This window comes from Streptomyces sp. NPDC126510 (assembly GCF_040302345.1).
Classification (GTDB): domain Bacteria; phylum Actinomycetota; class Actinomycetes; order Streptomycetales; family Streptomycetaceae; genus Streptomyces.
Window position 1 is genome coordinate 1 of record NZ_JBEORR010000024.1, and the last position, 18,109, is coordinate 18,109.

The window sequence follows — 18,109 nt, forward strand, 5'->3', positions numbered from 1 at the left end:
TCCTGCACACCTACAACCACCACCGCTGCCACACCGCACTCGGCGGCCACCCACCCATCAGCCGCGTAAACAACCCTGCGGGTCAATACACCTAGCGCCGACGCCTCAGCCCCCGCAGGGCCAGCACCACCACCAGAAGCGCACCCGCGACGATCGCCCCCGTCTTCAGGTTGCCGTTCAGCCCGTCTCCCCCGCCCTCGGACGCCGTCGAACTCCCGCTTCCCGACGACGAGTCGGAGCCGTCACCGCCCGGGGCGTCCTGCGGCTCCACCGGGCTGTCCGCGCCCTCGGCGCCGTACATCAGCTTCTTGCCGTCGGCGGTGTAGGTGACGGACTCCCCCTGCCCCAGGAACGGCACGCCGAGCCGTTCCTTCTTCTTGATCTTCCCGCCGTTCCAGTCGTAGGCGATCGCGCCGAAGTAACTGCGGACGACGAGGTGTTCGCCGTCCGGGGAGAGAGTGGCGTCGGTGGCCTCCAGGTCGGGGACCGCGGCGATCGGACGGAAGACGTTCGTCCCGGACGGGGAGAGCCGCGCCGGACCCTCGTACAGGTGCCCGCCCTTATCGTTCTTGTCGACGATGTAGACGCGGCCGGTCTTCGGGTGCACCACGAGGGACTCGGCGTCCCGCGCGCCGTCGGAGTACTTCACGACGTACTGCGTGGCCTTGATCGTCTCGTCGCGCAGCTTCTTCGGCTCGGGCAGCCGGTAGATCCAGACGTACGGCCAGGTGCCGCCGAGGTTGTCGCCGATGTCGCCGACGTAGATCTGGTCGTCCGGCCCGATGGAGATGGCCTCGACGTCGCGCGGGCTGCCCACGCCGGACATGGTGATCGTGGCGACCGTCTCGCCCGTCGCGCTGTCGACGGCGTAGAGGTACGCCCCGTCGTCGCTGTCGTTGTGCGTCCAGTAGATGCCGGGGTGCTGCCGCGAGGCGGCCAGGCCGCTGGACTCCGTGATGCGCGGGTCCTTGATCGTGAACTTCTCGTCGCCGTCGGCGGCGGAGGCGGGCACGGCGAGGGCGCCCGTGAGGAGGGCCGCGGCGAGAAGGGCGAACGGTCTGCGCATGCCCCCAAGCCTGCCATCTGGCCGCGCGGTTCATCGGCGTAATCGATCACAGCACCACGGCCGCCCGAGGGGCGTGTCCCGACTCACACTCCGTCGGCCGCCTGGATCGTTCATCATGAGCGGATGCTCAGGTTCATGCCCGTCGGTGACTCCATGACGATCGGAAGCACGGGCGAACACACATGGCGCTATCGGCTGTGGCAGCACCTGTGCCGTTCCTACGGCGGCCCCTTCACCCTCGTCGGCCCGCGCGAGACGCTCCACGACAAGCTCGCCGAGGCCCCGGTGTCGTACGAGTACGCCGAACCGGACTTCCCGCGTGCCCACCTGGCCGGCTGGGGCGAGGGCTGGCAGCACATGGCTCCGCTGATCGGCGACGCGGTGCGGTCGTGCCACGCCGACGTGCTCCTGGTCTCCCTGGGCCTGATCGACCTGGGCTTCTACACGAACGCCGAGCAGACCGCGGAGAACGTCCGGGCGTTCGTGTCCGAGGCGCGGGCGGCGAACCGGCGGGTGGGCATGGCGTGGCTGCCGGTCACCCCGAACGTGCGCGCCCAGTCCGACGAGGCGTTCGCCGGCGAGGTCGCCCGCTTCAACGAACTCCTCGCCAAGACGGCCGCCGACCTCGACGAGCCGGGTTCCCCCGTCCTCCTCGCCTCACCCCCGCCCTCGTACGACGTCGCCACCGACACCTACGACGGCACGCACCCCAACGCGAGCGGCGAGCACAAGATCGCGGCGGCTTTCGCGGAGGCGATGCACCAGGGCTGGGGCCTGGCGGGTCCGTACGAGCAGTAGCCCCTCCCGAACGGGAGGCGGGTACACGCACCCGAGTTCGTGCTTGCTTGGAGCGCACTTCAAGACGTTGGCTTGGGCACCATGGAGTACACGCAGCTCGGACGCACGGGACTCAAGGTCAGCCGGCTCGTCCTCGGCACCATGAACTTCGGCCCGCAGACCGACGAGGCCGACAGTCACGCCATCATGGACGCGGCGCTGGACGCAGGCATCAACTTCTTCGACACCGCCAATGTCTACGGCTGGGGCGAGAACAAGGGCCGTACCGAAAGCATCATCGGCAACTGGTTCGCCAAGGGCGAGGGACGGCGTGACAAGGTCGTCCTCGCCACGAAGGTCTACGGCAACATGGGCGCCGACGGCCCGGCCTGGCCCAACCACGACAAGCTCTCCGCGCTCAACATCCGCCGTGCCGTGGACGCCAGCCTCAAGCGGCTCCAGACGGACCACATCGACGTCTACCAGTTCCACCACGTCGACCGGGACACCCCCTTCGAGGAGATCTGGCAGGCGATCGACGTCCTGGTCCAGCAGGGCAAGATCCTCTACGTCGGGTCGTCGAACTTCCCCGGCTACAAGATCGCCCAGGCCAACGAGATCGCCGCCCGACGCGGCGGGACCATCGGTCTGGTCAGCGAGCAGTGCCTGTACAACCTCGCCGAACGGCGCGCGGAGATGGAGGTCGTCCCGGCCGCCCAGGAGTACGGGCTCGGCGTCATCCCCTGGTCGCCGCTGCACGGCGGTCTGCTGGGCGGCGTGCTCAAGAAGGAGGTCGAGGGCAAGCGCCGCGCCTCCGGCCGCGCGGCCGACGCGCTCAACGACCCCACCACCCGGGCGCAGATCCAGTCCTACGAGGACCTGCTCGACAAGCACGGCGTCGAGCCCGGCGAGGCCGCCCTGGCCTGGCTGCTCACCCGCCCGGGCGTGACCGGCCCGATCGTCGGCCCCCGCACCGCCGAGCAGCTCGCCTCCGCGGTCCGCGCGTCGGAGCTGGAACTGTCCGAGGAGCTCCTGACCGGCCTGGACGAGATCTTCCCGGGCCCGGGCCCGAGCCCGGAGGCCTTCGCCTGGTAACACCTGGAGGGCGACGCCCTTCTTTGAAGGGGCGCGGGGAACTGCGCGACAAGCCCCCACCGGCCCGCAGCCGAAAGCGACGGGCAGCCCCCGCCCCTTTACCTCCCCAGCACGGAAGCCAAGGCGACGACGAGAAACATCAGCACGAGCACACCGGCCATGATCCGGTTGCGGGTTTTCGGGTCCACGGCATCGAGCCTAACCGGCACCCCCGAGTGCCCAGCGCCCGACCGCCTCGTACCGGGGCTGCTCCCCCGGGACCCCGGACGTCGGCAGATTGCTCCGTACCAGGCAGAGCTCCCGCACGGTCCAGGTCCGCCCCGAGAATCCCGCGAGGGCGTCCAGGAAGGGCCGCACGTCCCCCGCCGCCCGGCTCCGCGCCACGGTCAGATGGGCCTTGTACCGCCGGTGCTCCCCCATCGGCACCCCCGCCTTGCGCGCCGCCGCCTCGGCCCGCTCGGCCAGCAGCCGGAGGGTCGCCAGGTCTCCCTCGGCCCCGGCCCACAGCGCCTTCCCGTGCCCGAACTGCCCGCCTCCCCGCACGGCCAGGGCGAACGGCTCGGTACGGCGCGCGGCCCGCTCCAGCCGCTCCGACAGCCCGGGGACGACACTGTCGTCGACCTCACCGTAGAACGCGAGGGTGAAGTGCCAGCCGGGACGGCCGGTCCAGCGCATGCCGTCGGCACCGGGCAGCCCGCGCAACTCGTCGACCACGGAGCCGAGTTCACGACACACCTCATCAGGGGGCAGCACGGCCGCGAAGAGTCTCATGGAACCAGCCTGGCACCATGAGGCCATGCGGATCACCATCCGGGACGGCGGGCCCGACGACATTCCCGCGATACTCGGCATGCTCGACAGCGGCGTGGAGTGGCTGGTCTCCCAGGGGCGCACGGGGCAGTGGGGCACACGGCCCCTGTCGCAGAACCCCAAGACGGTGGAGTCGGTCCGCCGGTACATGGCGGAGGGCATCGTGTACATGGCCGACGTCGACGGCGTCCCGGCCGGCACCCTCACCCTCACCGGCTCGGCGGGCGCCTACCTGTCCCACCTCCCCCAGCCGGGCGAGCCCGAGCGCTACATCCACTGGCTCGCCTCCGACCGCCGCTTCAAGGGGCACGGCGTGGGCAGCGCCCTGCTCGCCCACGCCGCCGAGGAGACCCGCCGCGCCGGGATCTCCCTCCTCCGCGTGGACTGCTACGCCGGGGACGACGGCAAGCTCGTCCGCTACTACGAGTCCAACGGCTTCACCCGCACCGAGGCCTTCACGGTGGGCGAGAACAAGTGGCCGGGGCAGGTGCTGGCCCGCAGGGTGTAGGACCGCCCCGCCGTCCCGGACGTGTCCCGGTCACCGTACGCATCGTTGTACCGCGCGGCCGAATCCATCCGCGGTCGCGACCGGGGTGGAGCGCCACGGTGACCGTCCTTGACGACAGGATCGAGATGGCCGACAGCAGCGGCGACCTCAGCCTCGACGTGATGTTCGAGTGGGTGGAGACGGTGCCCTTTCCCGAGGGCTACAAGGTCGAGATCGTCGGGGGGAACATCTTTTTGACCCTGCAGCGGGACGCCCACTGGGACACCATCGCGAACCTCGTCGAGCAACTGCGCACCAAGTACCCGCGCAAGCGCGTGAAGTCCGACGTCCGCGCCGACTACCCGGGCCACCTCAACGGCTTCGCCTCCGACATCACGGTGATGACGGAGGGCGCGGCGAAGAACGACAAGGGCCTGTGGCGCTACCAGGACGTCGAGTTCGTCGCCGAGGTGATCTCCAGGAAGACCGGCGCCAACGACTACGGCCCCAAGAAGGACGCCTACGCCGCCGCCGGTGTGCCGGAGTACCTGATCGTGGATCCGTACACCGGCCGCTGGCATCTGCACACCAAGCCCAAGGACGGCGAGTACCGCGGCGAGCTCAGCCTGGACTTCGGGGACGAGATCGACCTGACGGGCACCGTGGTCGGGCTCGTCCTCGAGACCGGCGAGTTCCCCCGGGACTGACGGCGCCCTACGCCGCCGGAGCCAGCTCCTCCTGATGCTCCCGGGGTACGAACCGCACCCTCGGGTGCCCCCGGTGCCAGCCCACCGACAGCCGCAGGTTGCCGACGCGGGCCAGGATCAGGCCGATCACCGCCGCGGCGAGTGCCGCCACCGCGCCGCCGGCCGCGAGGCCGACCCGGGCGCCGTAGGTGTCGGTGATCCAGCCGACGATCGGCGCGCCGACCGGCGAGCCGCCGAGGAAGATCATCATGTAGAGGGCCATGACACGGCCGCGCATGGCCGGGTCCGTGGACATCTGGATGCTGGTGTTCGTCGTGACGTTGACCGTCATGCCGAACAGTCCCAGCGGGATCATGAACAGGGCGAACATCCACAGCGTGGGGGTCGTCGCTGCCAGGATCTCCAGCGCGCCGAAGGCCATGGCGGCCACGATCAGCAGCCGCAGCCGGGCCGTGCCCCGCCGCGCCGCGAGCAGGGCGCCCACGAGCGAGCCGACCGCCATCAGCGTGTTGAACAGGCTGTAGGCGCCCGCACCCGCGTGGAACACGTCGTCCGCGAAGGCCGACAGGTAGACGGGGAAGTTGAAGGCGAACGTCCCGACGAAGCCGACCAGGACGATCGGCCAGATCAGCTCGGGGCGTCCGGTGACGTAGCGCACGCCCTCCCGCAGCTGTCCCTTGCCGCGCGGGGCGCGCTCCACGACGTGCAGCTCGCGGGCCCGCATCAGCAGCAGGCCGGTGAGCGGCGCGATGAAGGACAGGCCGTTGAAGAGGAACGCGAAGCCGGTGCCGACGCCGGTGATGAGTAGCCCCGCGACGGCGGGGCCGACCAGGCGGGCGGACTGGAAGTTCGCCGAGTTCAGGCTGACCGCGTTCTGCAGCTGCCCCGGGCCGACCAGCTCGGAGACGAAGGACTGCCGGGCCGGGTTGTCCACGACGGTGGCCAGACCGACCGCGAAGGCGGCGACGTACACGTGCCACACCTGGACGTGCCCGGTGAGGGTGAGGACGGCCAGGGCGATCGCCGTGAGCGCCATGGAGGACTGCGTCACGAGCAGCGTGGGCCGCTTGCGCAGCCGGTCGACGAGGACGCCGCCGTAGAGGCCGAAGAGGAGCATCGGCAGGAACTGCAGCGCGGTCGTGATGCCGACGGCGGCGGAGGAGCCGGTGAGGCTGAGCACCAGCCAGTCCTGGGCGATGCGCTGCATCCAGGTGCCGATGTTGGAGACGACCTGGCCCATGAAGAACAGGCGGTAGTTCCTGACCTTCAGGGAGGAGAACATCGAGGACTTGCGCGGCAGCGGATCGGAGGCGGGCGGGGAATCGTGGGGGTCAGGTGCGGGGGCGGAAGCTGCTCCGGGTCCCGAACTCAAAGGGTTCGCCTCCTTGCGACGACTGCTGCTTACAGGTGCGCGAGCTTCTCCAGCACGGGGGCGGCGGCGCGGAGTTTCGCCCACTCGTCCTCGTCGAGGTTCTCCACCAGCGTGGCCAGGAACGCGTTCCGCTTGGCGCGGCTCTCCTCGAGCATGGCCTCGGCCTGCTCGGTGCGTGTGACGACCTTCTGGCGCCGGTCCTCGGGGTGCGGCTCCAGCCGGACCAGCCCCTTGGCCTCCAGCAGTGCCACGATGCGGGTCATCGACGGCGGCTGGACGTGCTCCTTGCGGGCGAGTTCACCCGGTGTGGCCCTGCCGCACAGCGAGAGGGTGCCCAGCACCGACATCTCGGTGGGGCTGAGCGATTCGTCGACCCGCTGGTGCTTGAGCCGACGGGACAGCCGCATCACCGCGGATCGGAGGGAGTTCACGGCGGCCACGTCGTCGCCATGGTTGAGGTCCGGCATGTTCTTTAGCGTAACTCATTACTCTCGCTAAATACCAACCGGAACATGCGAGACCGCCCGTGACGCCCGCCACTGACCCGTGACATCACTCATATGGGTGACAAGGCGGCGGAACGTGTCCCGCCGGACCGAACGGTGCCGCGACCCTCATGCCCATGGGGACCAGCGTGCTCAGCCTGCGAATAGACCACGACCTGCTCGAACGGCTCAGGCACCATGCCGCGAAAAGGGGAATGAGCGTCCAGGACTATGTCGTCCGGACGCTCATTCGAGATGACTTCGACCAGCGCTTCCAGTCCGCCGTGGAGGAGACGGAGAGGTTCTACGGCGCCCCCGACTCCGGCGACGAGGATCAGGTCAGACCCAGCGCCGGCATCAGGTAGTAGAACGCGAACACCGCCGCCACCGCGTACATCGCCGGCGGCACCTCCCGGCCGCGCCCGGCGGCCAGGCGCAGTACCGCGAAGGTGATGAAGCCCATGCCGATGCCGTTGGTGATCGAGTAGGTGAACGGCATCATCAGCATCGTCACGAAGGCCGGGACCGCGATCGTGTAGTCCGCCCAGTCGATCTCCTTCACCGATCCGGCCAGGATCAGGAAGCCGACCGCGACCAGGGCGGGCGTGGCCGCCTGGGAGGGGACCATCGTGGCGACCGGGGTGAGGAAGAGGGCCGCGGCGAAGAGACCGCCGGTGACGACGTTCGCGAGACCGGTCCGGGCACCCTCGCCGACACCGGCCGTCGACTCGACGAACGCGGTCGTCGCGGAGGAGGAGCTGGCGCCACCGGCGGCGACCGCGAGGCCGTCGACGAACAGCACCCGGTTGATGCCGGGCATCTGCCCCTCGCCGTCGGTCAGCTTCGCCTCGTCGGAGACGCCCATGATCGTGCCCATCGCGTCGAAGAAGCACGAGAGCAGCACGGTGAAGACGAAGAGCACCCCGGTGAGCACGCCGACCTTGCCGAAGCCGCCGAACAGGCTGACCTGCCCGATCAGCCCGAAGTCGGGGCTCGCGACCGGGTTGCCCGGCCACTTGGGCGTGGTCAGGCCCCAGCTCGGCACCTTGGCCACCGCGTTGATGATCACCGCGAGGACCGTCATGGCCACGATGGAGATCAGGATCGCGCCGGAGACCTTGCGGACGATCAGCGCGAGGGTCAGCAGCACGCCCAGGACGAAGACGAGGACCGGCCAGCCGTTCAGGTGGCCGTCGCCGCCCAGCTGGAGCGGGACGGTGGTCTGGGCGGCGTCCGGGATCCTGGAGACGAAGCCCGCGTCGACGAGCCCGATCAGCATGATGAACAGGCCGATACCGATGGAGATGGCCTTGCGCAGCCCGTAGGGCACGGCGTTCATGACGCGCTCGCGCAGCCCCGTGGCCACCAGCAGCATGACCACGAACCCGGCGAGGACCACCATGCCCATCGCGTCCGGCCAGGACATGCGCGGGGCGAGCTGGAGGGCGACGACGGAGTTCACTCCGAGACCGGCGGCCAGCGCGATCGGGACGTTGCCGATGACGCCCATGAGGAGGGTGGTGAGCGCGGCGGTGAGGGCCGTCGCGGTGACCAGCTGCCCGTTGTCGAGCTGGTGACCGTACATGTCCTTGGCGCTGCCGAGGATGATCGGGTTCAGCACGATGATGTAGGCCATCGCGAAGAAGGTGGCGAGGCCGCCACGGACCTCGCGGGGCACGGTGCTGCCGCGCTCGGAGATCCGGAAGAAGCGGTCGAGTGCGCCGTACGTGCGCCCGGCTCCCGGCTGATCAGGGGCGGGGACCTTGGCGGGAGCCGAGGAGGACATGTGTTTGTTGTTTCCTACGAAGAGAAGTGGTCAGACACAAACCGTTTCAGTATGAACATATAAAGCCTCATCGGCCATCTCCGCGCGTAGACCTGATCGCCTCGTAAGCTGTCCCCATGGCGAAGTGGACCCCCAGACACGAGGCGCCGGAGCCCCTGGAGGGCCCCGTGGTCGCCACCATCACCGGCGGCACCATCCTGTGGTTCGTCCTCTTCCTGGTCCAGCTCCCCTTCTACGGCTGGTTCGACGATCACGGTCACGCCTGGTGGGTGTGGACCTGCCTGGCCGGTGGCGGGCTGGGCCTGATCGGCATCTGGTACGTCCGCAAGCGCGACGCCGCGATCAAGCGGGCGGCGGCACAGAACCCGACGGCCACGCCCCAGTAGCCCGAGCCGAGACGCACCCGCGTACGGCGAGAAGGGGCCGTGTCGGGGGGTGTCCGCCCGCAGCGGTTGTCGCGTCAACGAAGAGTCAGTCGGCGTGCAAGCCCATCGCGACGTTCCGAGGACGGACACCCCCCGGCGCGGCCCCGACCCACCACCGGCGCCAGGCGAAGACGCGCACCCCCACCCGGCGCCACGCGAACGCGCACCCCACCCGGCGCCACGCGGAGACGGACGGGCCCTCACCCCCCGGCGCCAGACGAAGACACAAACCGCACTCTCCGACGAGACACGCCCCCGCCCTCTCCCTACGCTCGGGAGATGGCGGCGAACGCTCGAAGACCGTCGGCGCGCACCCGCCGCCCGACCGGTGAGGAGCGCAGTGATGACGACGCAGAACAGCGCGGTCGAGGCCGACCGTGCCCTGAAGTCCAAGCACCGGGCGATGTGGGCCCAGGGCGACTACCCGTCCCTGGCCACCGAGGTCATCCCCGAGCTGGGAGCGATCCTGGTCGAGGCGTGCGGAGTGCGCCCCGGCCTGCGGGTGCTGGACGTGGGCGCCGGCTCCGGCAACGCCGCGATCCCGGCGGCCCTGGCCGGTGCTGACGTGGTGGCCTCCGACCTGACACCGGAGCTGTTCGACGCCGGCCGGCGGGCGGCCGAGAAGCAGGGGGCGCGTCTCGACTGGCAGGAGGCCGACGCCGAGGCCCTGCCCTTCGGGGACGCGGAGTTCGACACCGTGATGTCCTGCGTCGGCGTCATGTTCGCCCCGCACCACCAGCAGGCCGCCGGCGAACTCGTCCGGGTCTGCCGTCCGGGCGGCACCATCGGGCTGCTGAGCTGGACGCCGCAGGGCTTCATCGGCCGGATGTTCGCCGTGATGAAGCCGTACGCGCCCCCTCCCCCGCCCGGAGCCCAGCCGCCGCCGCTGTGGGGGGACGAGGACCATGTCCGCGCCCTCCTCGGCGACCGGGTCACTGACGTCCGCGCCGAGCGCCGCACGGTCCGGGTCGAGCGCTTCGGGACGCCCGAGGCGTTCCGCGACTACTTCAAGGAGCGCTACGGCCCCACCATCAGCGTCTACAAGAACCTCGCCGGTGAACCCGAACGCGCCGCCGCCCTCGACGGCGCCCTCGTGGACCTCGCCCGCGACGGGGACCTCGCAACGGGCTCCGGAGGAACCGTCCTGGAGTGGGAGTACCTGCTCCTCACGGCCCGCCGGGCGGGCTGACGGCGGGGCCCGGCACCGTGGTCCCACGGCGTACAACTGCCGTACGACCACGGCACGAAGTCCGTCCTTCCCGGGTCGGATCTTCACCACATTCAGCGGGTGAAGCGGCAAATCCGCACGTACCGTCGAATGCATGACGCATCTCGACGCGGGTGCTCCGCCCGACTCCGCGCGGCCGGCGACGGTCACCTCCCGCGAGACCGGCCTGACCGGTGCTCAGGTCGCCGAACGGGTGGAGCGCGGGCAGGTCAACGACGTACCGGTGCGCAGCAGCCGGTCCACCGTCGACATCGTCCGGGCGAACGTCTTCACCCGCTTCAACGCGATCATCGGCGTGCTGTGGCTGATCATGCTGGTGGTCGCGCCGATCCAGGACAGCCTGTTCGGATTCGTGATCCTCGCGAACACCGGCATCGGGATCGTCCAGGAGTGGCGGGCGAAGAAGACGCTGGACTCGCTGGCACTGATCGGCGAGGTCAGGCCGACCGTGCGGCGCGACGGGGCGGCCGGGCAGGTCAGCACGTCCGAGATCGTGCTGGACGACCTGATCGAGATCGGGCCCGGGGACAAGGTCGTCGTCGACGGGGTCTGTGTCGAGGCGGACGGTCTCGAGATCGACGAGTCGCTGCTCACGGGCGAGGCCGACCCGGTCGTGAAACAGCCCGGCGACCAGGTCATGTCGGGCAGCTTCGTGGTGGCGGGCGGCGGGGCCTTCCAGGCGACGAAGGTCGGCCGTGAGGCCTACGCCGCCCAGCTCGCCGAGGAGGCCTCGCGCTTCACCCTCGTGCAGTCCGAGCTGCGGTCGGGCATCTCCACGATCCTCAAGTACGTCACGTGGATGATGGTCCCGACCGCGATCGGCCTGGTCGTCAGCCAGCTGTTCGTGAAGGAGAAGGGCTTCGACGACTCCGTCGCGCGCACGGTCGGCGGCATCGTCCCGATGGTCCCCGAGGGCCTCGTCCTGCTCACCTCGGTCGCCTTCGCCATCGGCGTGATCCGGCTCGGCCGCAAGCAGTGCCTGGTGCAGGAGCTGCCCGCGATCGAGGGGCTGGCCCGGGTGGACACCGTCTGCCTGGACAAGACCGGCACCCTCACCGAGGGCGGCATGGACGTCACCGAGCTGCGGCCGCTGCAGGGCGCAGACGAGACGTACGTACGGAAGGTGCTCGGCGCGCTCGGCGAGTCGGACCCGCGGCCGAACGCCTCCCTGAAGGCGATCATCGACGCCTACCCGGCCGTCGAGGGCTGGCGCTGCACCGACGCCCTGCCGTTCTCCTCCGCCCGCAAGTACAGCGGCGCCGCGTTCGACGAGGGCGACGGGCAGTCCGGCCGGTGGCTGCTGGGCGCGCCCGACGTGCTGCTGGCGGAGGACGATCCGGCCCTGGCCGAGACCGGGCGGCTGAACGAGCAGGGCCTCAGGGTGCTGCTGCTCGCCCGGGTCGCGCGGGACCTGGACGATCCCGAGGTGGCGAAGGGGGCGAAGCCCGTCGCCCTGGTCGTGCTGGAGCAGCGGCTTCGTCCGGACGCCGCCGACACCCTGCGTTACTTCGCCGACCAGAACGTCCGGGCCAAGGTCATCTCCGGTGACAACGCGGTGTCGGTCGGCGCGGTCGCCGCCAAGCTCGGGCTGTCGGGCAGCACCGTGGACGCGCGGCGGCTGCCCGCCGAGCAGGAGGGGATGGCCGACGCCCTCGACGGCGGGACGGTGTTCGGCCGGGTCACCCCGCAGCAGAAGCGGACCATGGTGGGCGCGCTGCAGTCCAGCGGGCACACGGTCGCGATGACGGGCGACGGGGTGAACGACGTCCTCGCCCTGAAGGACGCCGACATCGGCGTGGCGATGGGCTCGGGCTCGGAGGCGACCCGGGCGGTCGCGCAGATCGTGCTGCTGAACAACAGCTTCGCGACGCTGCCGTCGGTGGTCGCCGAGGGGCGCCGGGTCATCGGCAACATCACGCGGGTGGCGACGCTGTTCCTCGTCAAGACGGTCTACTCGGTGCTGCTGGCCGTGCTGGTGGTGTGCTCGCAGGTGGAGTACCCGTTCCTGCCGCGCCACCTGACCCTGCTGTCGACGCTGACCATCGGCATCCCGGCATTCTTCCTGGCCCTCGCGCCCAACAAGGAGCGTGCGAAGCCGAACTTCGTGCGGCGGGTCATGCGGTACGCGATCCCGGGCGGGGTCGTGGCGGCGCTGGCGACGTTCGCGACGTATCTGATCGCCCGGGAGCACTACACGGGGGCCGGGGCGCTGGACGCGGAGACCAGCGCGGCGACGCTCACGCTGTTCCTCATCTCCATGTGGGTGCTGGCGATCATCGCCCGCCCGTACACCTGGTGGCGGGTCGCCCTGGTCGCCGCGATGGCCGGGGCGTTCCTGGTGGTGCTGGTCGTACCGTGGCTGCAGCACTTCTTCGCGCTGAAGCTGGTGGGGGTGACGATGCCGTGGACTGCCGTCGGCATCGCGGCGGTGGCGGCGGCCACCCTGGAACTCCTGTGGAGGTGGGTGGACCGCCGCTTTCCCGCTTAGCGCTCGGCTCGGGCGGTGACTTCTGCCGAGTTTCATCCGCGCGCCGTATGTGGTTGTTCGCGCAGTTCCCCGCGCCCCTGACGGGGCGCTGCTACTTCACGTCGACGTAGTCGCCCGTGGCGTTGACGGCGGGGGTGGTCGTCGTGCCGGCGAAGCTGAAGCGCCAGTAGCCGTCGTAGGCGGCGGTGGCGGTGGCCTTCAGGTTGCCGTACTTGTCGGAGTACACCGTCTTGACGGTGGTGTACGTGCTGGTGCCCGCCTTGCGGAACTGGAGCTTGACCGGCTGGTTGGTGTAGCCGTGGTAGGCGTTGTCCTCCCAGTTGGCGCGGGACAGCTTGCCCGTGGACGTGATGGTCTTGCCCTTGTAGACGGGCTCGGGGCCGGCGTTGACGGTCAGCTTCGAGTAGCGCTGCACCTTGGTGGTGCCGAGGCCGCCCTGCATCTTCTCCTCGTCGTCGCTGGTGACGGCGAGGGCACCGGCGCCCCAGGTGCCGGCGTCGGAGTTGTACAGGTCGCCGTCGGCCGGGCGGATGCTGATGACGCCCTTGCAGTTGAGGACTGTCGAGGAGGCGGCGGTGCAGGTGGCCGGGTCGTCGCTGATGAAGAGGTTGTCCGCGGCGTCGACCGAGGAGCCGTGGTAGATCAGCGGGCCGGTGGCGAAGTTGTCGGAGCTGGTGTCGAGGTCGGCGGCGTGCGTCACGGAGTAGGTGACCGGCACGCTCACCACGTTGGTGGTGCCGACGACGATGTTCTTGCCGCTGTTGACCTTCACGTTGGAGAAGGTGACGTCGAGGGTCGAAGCGGTGGTGCCCGTGCCCGCGTCGGCCGAGGCGGAGCTGAAGGCCTGCTTGCCGGACGGGGCGTCGGCGGCGTGCGCGGCCGGGACGACGAGGGCGGAAAGGGCCAGGGCGCCGGAGACGGCGGCCACGGTGGCTCGCATGTGCATGTGTTCCCCAGGAGGAGAAGTGAGCTAGGAGTCTGACTGACTCGGATGATCAGATTCACGAACCCCGGTCGGGGTTGTAGGGCGCGGACCGGGTTTTGCCGTGTCATCCGCAACGTTTGACGCGCTCGTGGCATATGCGCGGTGCGGAGACGGCGCCGCCGGCCCCGGCATGGCTCCGGGACCGGCGGTGTCGTCGCTGGGCGGTGTTACTGCACGTCGACGAAGTCACCCGCGGCGTTGACCGCCGGGGTGGTCGTGGTGCCCGCGAAGGAGTAGCGGAAGTAACCGTCCGACGAGGCGGTGACGGTGGTCTTCAGCTCGCCCGTGCTGTTGGACTTGATGGTCTTGAGGGTGGTGTAGGTGTCGCTGCCCTTCTTGCGGAACTGCAGCTTCACGGACTGGCCGGTGTAACCGTGGTACTTGTTGTCGTCCCAGTTGGCGCGGGACAGCTTGCCGGTGACCGTGATGGTCTTGCCCTTCTTCACCGGCTCCGGCGAGGCGTTGACGGTCAGCTTGGAGGCCCGCTGGACCTTGGCCGTCTTGTAGGCCTCGCGGATCACGTAGTCGCCGTCGTTGCCGGTGGCGGCGGCCCACACCTTCCAGGTACCGGCCAGGATGTTGCTGTAGACGTTCTCGTTCGGGTCGGCGATCAGCGTGACCTTGCAGGTGGCGGTGGTCGCGCTGGAGTTGGTGCAGTTGCCGACCTGCTCGTTGTCCAGGCTCTCCGGCACGATCGCGCCGTCGGCGTTCTCGGTGTCCGGACCGTGCCACAGCATCGCGAAGGCGTCCTGGACGCCCTCCGGGTCCGTGGCCGTCACGGAGACGGTGAAGGACTTCTTGACGGTCGTGCCGACCACGATGTTCTTGCCGCCGTTGACGGTCACACCCGTGATCTTGGTGTCGCCCAGGGACTCGTCCGCCGGGGCGGCGGCGGTGAACGGCGTGGCCTTCGAGGTGGACGGGACCAGCGACGCCAGGTTCGGCGCGTGGTTGTCCGCCTGCGCGGCCGGCACGGCGAGGGCGGAAAGGGCCAGGGCGCCGGTGACGGCGGCCACGGTGGCTCGGATACGCATGCGTTCTCCAGGTGGAGAGGGACCCCGGTGCTCATCGTCGGCTCTCGGGGCCCAAGTGATCGTGGAGTCTGTTGACTCACGTGATCAGATAGCCCAGTGATACGCATGGTTGTACGACAGGTGAAAAAAATGTGCGGGAGTTTTCACCAACTGCCGTACGCCGCCCCTGCCGTACCTCACCACCGGCTCAGTCGAACCACCGGTCCCGCGCCAGTTCGTCCGTGCGGGACGGATCCTCCAGCAGCGCCGCCACCTCGAACCGCCGCGGCCACTGCCCCGCCGCCCAGGCGAGCCCCGCGGCGACGCCCTCCAGAGTCGAGGCGTGCAGGACGCCGTCGTCGGTGAGCCGCCAGTCGATCTCCACGCCGTCGACGACGAGTCCCTCGTGCTCGACGTAGGAGGCCGGGGTCTGCCGGCCGAGCAGCACCAGCACCGGCTCGGGCACGTCGTGCTCGGTGCCCTCGGAGGTGACCTCCCCGGTGACCGACTCGCTCAGCCGCCGCACCTGGAACAGTTCGGCCAGCTCGGCGGCGCGTGACGGGCGTACGGGAAGCAGCGGCACGCCCTCGGTGAACGGCAGCAGGTCGGGCGAGTCGCAGACCACCGCGTCGGCCGCGTCCACGACCTCCACCCGGCCGTCGACGACGGCCCGCAGGTCGTCCGGCAGGGTCACCTGCTCGGGGTCCAGATCGGCCAGAGATCCGTACAGGGCGTGCAGTTGAGCGCCCGTCACCTCTCGCTCGGGGTCGGCGAGCCGGTCGAGCAGCTCGGCCGCGCCGCCGGGCTCGTCCAGCAGCGCGGCGACGGACGTCCGCACCCCCAGCGCCCGCAGCACCTGCTCGTCCTCGAACCCGGTCGCGTCGGCCTCGTCGTACAGCCCGCGCAGCAGCGGGTCGCCGCCGGCGGCCCGCAGTCCGGCCGGGCGGCGGCCGTCGAGCACCGGGTTCCCGCGCAGCCACCACGCGGTGTACGGCCGGACGACCTCGTGCGTGCCGTCCGGCAGCAGGATCCGCACGGGCTGCACGATCGCGTCCCTGAGCGGCGGCCGGGACAGCAGCGCCAGCGCCTGCGCCCACTTGTCCTCGTCCACGAGGTCCAGATCCCGTACGGCGACGATCTCGGTGGCGACGGGCGGCACCGGGCTGTCCGGGAAGCGGTCGAGGACGTCCTCGCACCACACGTCGACGGCGTCCAGCAGGCCCGCGTCGTCGGGCTCGGCGAAGTCGCCCTCGCGGGGCTCCAATTCGTCCGGGTCGAGGACGACGTCGGTGGCGCGGACGATCGCGAAGTCCACCAGGACACCGCAGGCGGCGAGCGGCTGTTCGCCCCACTTGGCGGCCAGCTCGGCGTCCACGCAGGCGAGCTCGCCCTCGCGCATGACCTGGGCGAAAGGCCCGCCGGGGAAGACCAGTTCGCAGGCCGGGGCCGGTTCGCCGTCCTCGTCGGGCAGGGCGAGCGCGCCGAGCCAGGGCTCGTCGCCGGGTTCGAGACCGGCGTCCCGCACCAGCGCGAGCACGGTGTCGGCCAGTTCCTCGGCGTCGAGGGAGTCCTCTTCCCAGTTCACGCCGCCGTCGTCGTCCAGGGACGCGGCGACGGCGACCCGGACCTGCGGGGTGGTGAGGACCGCCCGGGGTGTCGCGGGCAGGGCGCCGAGCTTCTCCAGGATCGGGTGGGCGGCGTCGGGGTGGGCGACCTTCAGGCCGAGCCGGGCCAGCACCTCGGGGTCGATCCGCGCGGTCTCCGCGCCCGGCAGCAGCACCTGCCGGGGCCCGATGGTCGTCCGGCCGTCCGCCAAGGGGACCGGAAGCCCCGACAGGCGGTCCGGGTCGACACCGGCGAGGCTGTCGTAGAGCCGCCGCCACCAGCCGGGGTCCTTCTCCAGACCGGCCAGCCGGTCGATCGCGTCGGTCAGCGGGACGCGGGCGACGCCCAGGGTCCGCAGCTCGGCGCGGCGCTCCAGACCGGCGGGAAGCAGGGTGGGGAGCACCTCGGCGAGCACCCGCACGGTGTCCGCGCCCGCGCTCTCGACGACCTCGGCGTCGCGGGGCCGCAGGCTTTCCGGCAGCTCGTCGTCCTCGCGGGGCGGGAGCGCGGGCGGCAGGAAGGAGGTCCGCGGCAGCCGCTGGAGGATCGCCTGGCGCAGGGCGCCGTCCAGTTCTCCCTTGCCGAGCGGGCCCGGCACGAGGTCGATGATCCCGGACGTCACCGGCCGCCAGTCGCCGAGGAGTTCGGCGTAGGCATCGGCCGCACGCTCCACGAGGAAGTCGGTGAGCGCACCGGGAGCGGCGTGGCGGCGGGTGGAGTCCAGCGGGAACGAGGCGATGAGCAGGGCAGGGACGCCGAGCGGCTCGTCGCTCGGGGTGGGGGCGTGCACGACCGCGCTGGTGCGGGGCCGGGCCGGGCTGCCGTCGCTGCCCACGGGCACGGCCCAGGTGACGGACCAATGGGGACGCAGCCGCTCCTCGACGGGCCGGTCGGCGAGGAGATCGGGGGTGAGAGGGCCGTGGGCGGCGGCGGTGCGCCAGTGGGTGACGCCGTGGGCGGAGTCGTCGACGACGGTGAAGGGACCGTCGGTGCTGCGGGTCAGGGTGCGCGGGCTCTCCCCGTTGATCTCGACGACCAGCTCTTCGAGTCCGGGGAGGGCGAGCAGCAGGGCGTCGTCGACGGCCCGCAGGAGCCGCTCGGCGAGATCGGCGGCCGGGGTGTCCCGCAGCGGCAGGATGACGGCGGTGTCGTAGGGGGCGGGGGCGGTGCCCTCGGCGGCGTACGGCAGCCGCAGCAGGGGTACGTGCCCGTCCCGCCGCCGGACCTCGTCCCCGAGGCCGGGGCTGTGCCGGGCGGTCTCGGCGGCCAGGGCCCTGGCCTCGGCCAGCGACCACCGCACACCGCCGTGCCGGCCGACGACGGCGGGCTCGTCGGTGACGGACAGCACCGCGGCGAAGCCGACTCCGAACCGCCCCACGGAGGACGTGTCCCCGGTGTCCCGCTTGGCCGACGCCCGCAGGGTGGACAGCGACTCGACCCCGGCCGCGTCCAGCGGGGCGCCGGTGTTGGCGGCGACGAGCACGTCGTCGCGCAGGGTGAGCCGCAGCCGCCCCGGTACTCCGGCCCGGGCGGCGGCGTCGGCCGCGTTCTGGGCGAGTTCCACGACGAGCCGGTCCCGGTAGCCGCCGAGGACCAGGTCCTCCTCGGCGTTGGCGTCCTCACGGAACCGGGCGGGGCTGGTGGCCCAGGCGTCGAGGACACCGCGCCGCAGACGGGCGGTACCGAACGGATCGGCCCCCTCGGCGGCGGGCCGCACGAACTTGCTGCTCACGTTCCGTTCCTTCTCCTCGTGGACGTGAGGAGAAGGTACCGCTTGAGG

Annotated in this window: 16 protein-coding genes; 8 read left to right on the plus strand and 8 right to left on the minus strand. The window is 70.8% G+C overall.

Going from position 1 to position 18,109, the window contains the following annotated elements; genetic code table 11:
- Positions 1 to 91: 91 nt before the first annotated feature.
- Positions 92 to 1,066, minus strand: a complete 975-nt coding sequence (locus ABTX60_RS29305) for a WD40 repeat domain-containing protein (protein ID WP_352100025.1) — start codon at positions 1,064 to 1,066, stop codon at positions 92 to 94.
- A 123-nt stretch (positions 1,067 to 1,189) separates the two neighbouring features.
- Between ABTX60_RS29305 and ABTX60_RS29310 the strand changes: the two genes are divergently transcribed.
- Together ABTX60_RS29310 and ABTX60_RS29315 are read left to right on the plus strand one after the other, a co-directional pair.
- A complete protein-coding gene (locus ABTX60_RS29310) occupies positions 1,190 to 1,864 on the plus strand; it encodes an SGNH/GDSL hydrolase family protein (RefSeq protein ID WP_352100026.1) in 675 nt (224 codons plus the stop codon).
- Positions 1,865 to 1,945: 81 nt separating this feature from the next.
- On the plus strand, positions 1,946 to 2,938 hold the full coding sequence (locus tag ABTX60_RS29315; RefSeq protein ID WP_352100027.1) for an aldo/keto reductase: 993 nt from the start codon (positions 1,946 to 1,948) through the stop codon (positions 2,936 to 2,938).
- 198 nt (positions 2,939 to 3,136) lie between these two features.
- Here ABTX60_RS29315 and thpR read toward each other — a convergent pair whose 3' ends face one another.
- Positions 3,137 to 3,709: an RNA 2',3'-cyclic phosphodiesterase gene (gene thpR, locus ABTX60_RS29320; RefSeq protein WP_352100028.1), complete on the minus strand. Its 573-nt coding sequence runs from the start codon at positions 3,707 to 3,709 to the stop codon at positions 3,137 to 3,139.
- A gap of 25 nt (positions 3,710 to 3,734) precedes the next feature.
- Between thpR and ABTX60_RS29325 the strand changes: the two genes are divergently transcribed.
- Together ABTX60_RS29325 and ABTX60_RS29330 are read left to right on the plus strand one after the other, a co-directional pair.
- Complete coding sequence (locus ABTX60_RS29325) at positions 3,735 to 4,256, plus strand: GNAT family N-acetyltransferase (protein ID WP_352100029.1); 522 nt, start codon at positions 3,735 to 3,737, stop codon at positions 4,254 to 4,256.
- A gap of 98 nt (positions 4,257 to 4,354) precedes the next feature.
- The gene (locus tag ABTX60_RS29330; RefSeq protein ID WP_352100030.1) at positions 4,355 to 4,942 is read left to right on the plus strand and encodes a Uma2 family endonuclease; all 588 of its coding nucleotides are present in this window, start codon (positions 4,355 to 4,357) and stop codon (positions 4,940 to 4,942) included.
- A gap of 7 nt (positions 4,943 to 4,949) precedes the next feature.
- On the opposite strand, the gene ABTX60_RS29335 is transcribed toward ABTX60_RS29330, so the two are convergent.
- The gene (locus tag ABTX60_RS29335; protein WP_352100031.1) at positions 4,950 to 6,314 is read right to left on the minus strand and encodes an MFS transporter; all 1,365 of its coding nucleotides are present in this window, start codon (positions 6,312 to 6,314) and stop codon (positions 4,950 to 4,952) included.
- Between the two features lie 29 nt (positions 6,315 to 6,343).
- Positions 6,344 to 6,781 carry a MarR family winged helix-turn-helix transcriptional regulator gene (locus ABTX60_RS29340; protein WP_053672640.1) on the minus strand — a complete coding sequence of 146 codons (438 nt, stop codon included), beginning with the start codon at positions 6,779 to 6,781 and terminating at the stop codon, positions 6,344 to 6,346.
- 155 nt (positions 6,782 to 6,936) lie between these two features.
- Here ABTX60_RS29340 and ABTX60_RS29345 point away from each other — a divergent pair, with 155 nt between their 5' ends.
- A complete protein-coding gene (locus tag ABTX60_RS29345; RefSeq protein WP_352100032.1) occupies positions 6,937 to 7,164 on the plus strand; it encodes a ribbon-helix-helix protein, CopG family in 228 nt (75 codons plus the stop codon).
- Here the strand turns inward: ABTX60_RS29345 and ABTX60_RS29350 are convergent.
- Positions 7,134 to 8,585: an NCS2 family permease gene (locus ABTX60_RS29350; protein WP_352100033.1), complete on the minus strand. Its 1,452-nt coding sequence runs from the start codon at positions 8,583 to 8,585 to the stop codon at positions 7,134 to 7,136. The genes ABTX60_RS29345 and ABTX60_RS29350 overlap by 31 nt on opposite strands.
- Positions 8,586 to 8,701: 116 nt before the next feature.
- Here ABTX60_RS29350 and ABTX60_RS29355 point away from each other — a divergent pair, with 116 nt between their 5' ends.
- From ABTX60_RS29355 to ABTX60_RS29365, 3 genes are all read left to right on the plus strand, one after another.
- On the plus strand, positions 8,702 to 8,971 hold the full coding sequence (locus tag ABTX60_RS29355) for a DUF2530 domain-containing protein (protein ID WP_352100034.1): 270 nt from the start codon (positions 8,702 to 8,704) through the stop codon (positions 8,969 to 8,971).
- Between the two features lie 382 nt (positions 8,972 to 9,353).
- Positions 9,354 to 10,199, plus strand: coding sequence for a class I SAM-dependent methyltransferase (locus ABTX60_RS29360; RefSeq protein ID WP_352100035.1), 846 nt, complete (start codon positions 9,354 to 9,356; stop codon positions 10,197 to 10,199).
- 133 nt (positions 10,200 to 10,332) lie between these two features.
- Positions 10,333 to 12,726, plus strand: coding sequence for an HAD-IC family P-type ATPase (locus ABTX60_RS29365; protein ID WP_352100036.1), 2,394 nt, complete (start codon positions 10,333 to 10,335; stop codon positions 12,724 to 12,726).
- A 91-nt stretch (positions 12,727 to 12,817) separates the two neighbouring features.
- Here the strand turns inward: ABTX60_RS29365 and ABTX60_RS29370 are convergent, their stop codons facing one another.
- The 3 genes from ABTX60_RS29370 to ABTX60_RS29380 all read right to left on the minus strand — a co-directional run bounded on the left by ABTX60_RS29370 (position 12,818) and on the right by ABTX60_RS29380 (position 18,061).
- Positions 12,818 to 13,672 (minus strand): hypothetical protein, encoded by an 855-nt coding sequence (locus ABTX60_RS29370; RefSeq protein WP_352100037.1) that lies wholly within the window; start codon positions 13,670 to 13,672, stop codon positions 12,818 to 12,820.
- A 206-nt stretch (positions 13,673 to 13,878) separates the two neighbouring features.
- A complete protein-coding gene (locus tag ABTX60_RS29375) occupies positions 13,879 to 14,745 on the minus strand; it encodes a DUF5707 domain-containing protein (RefSeq protein ID WP_352100038.1) in 867 nt (288 codons plus the stop codon).
- Between the two features lie 187 nt (positions 14,746 to 14,932).
- A complete protein-coding gene (locus ABTX60_RS29380) occupies positions 14,933 to 18,061 on the minus strand; it encodes a sacsin N-terminal ATP-binding-like domain-containing protein (RefSeq protein ID WP_352100039.1) in 3,129 nt (1,042 codons plus the stop codon).
- Positions 18,062 to 18,109: the final 48 nt, after the last annotated feature.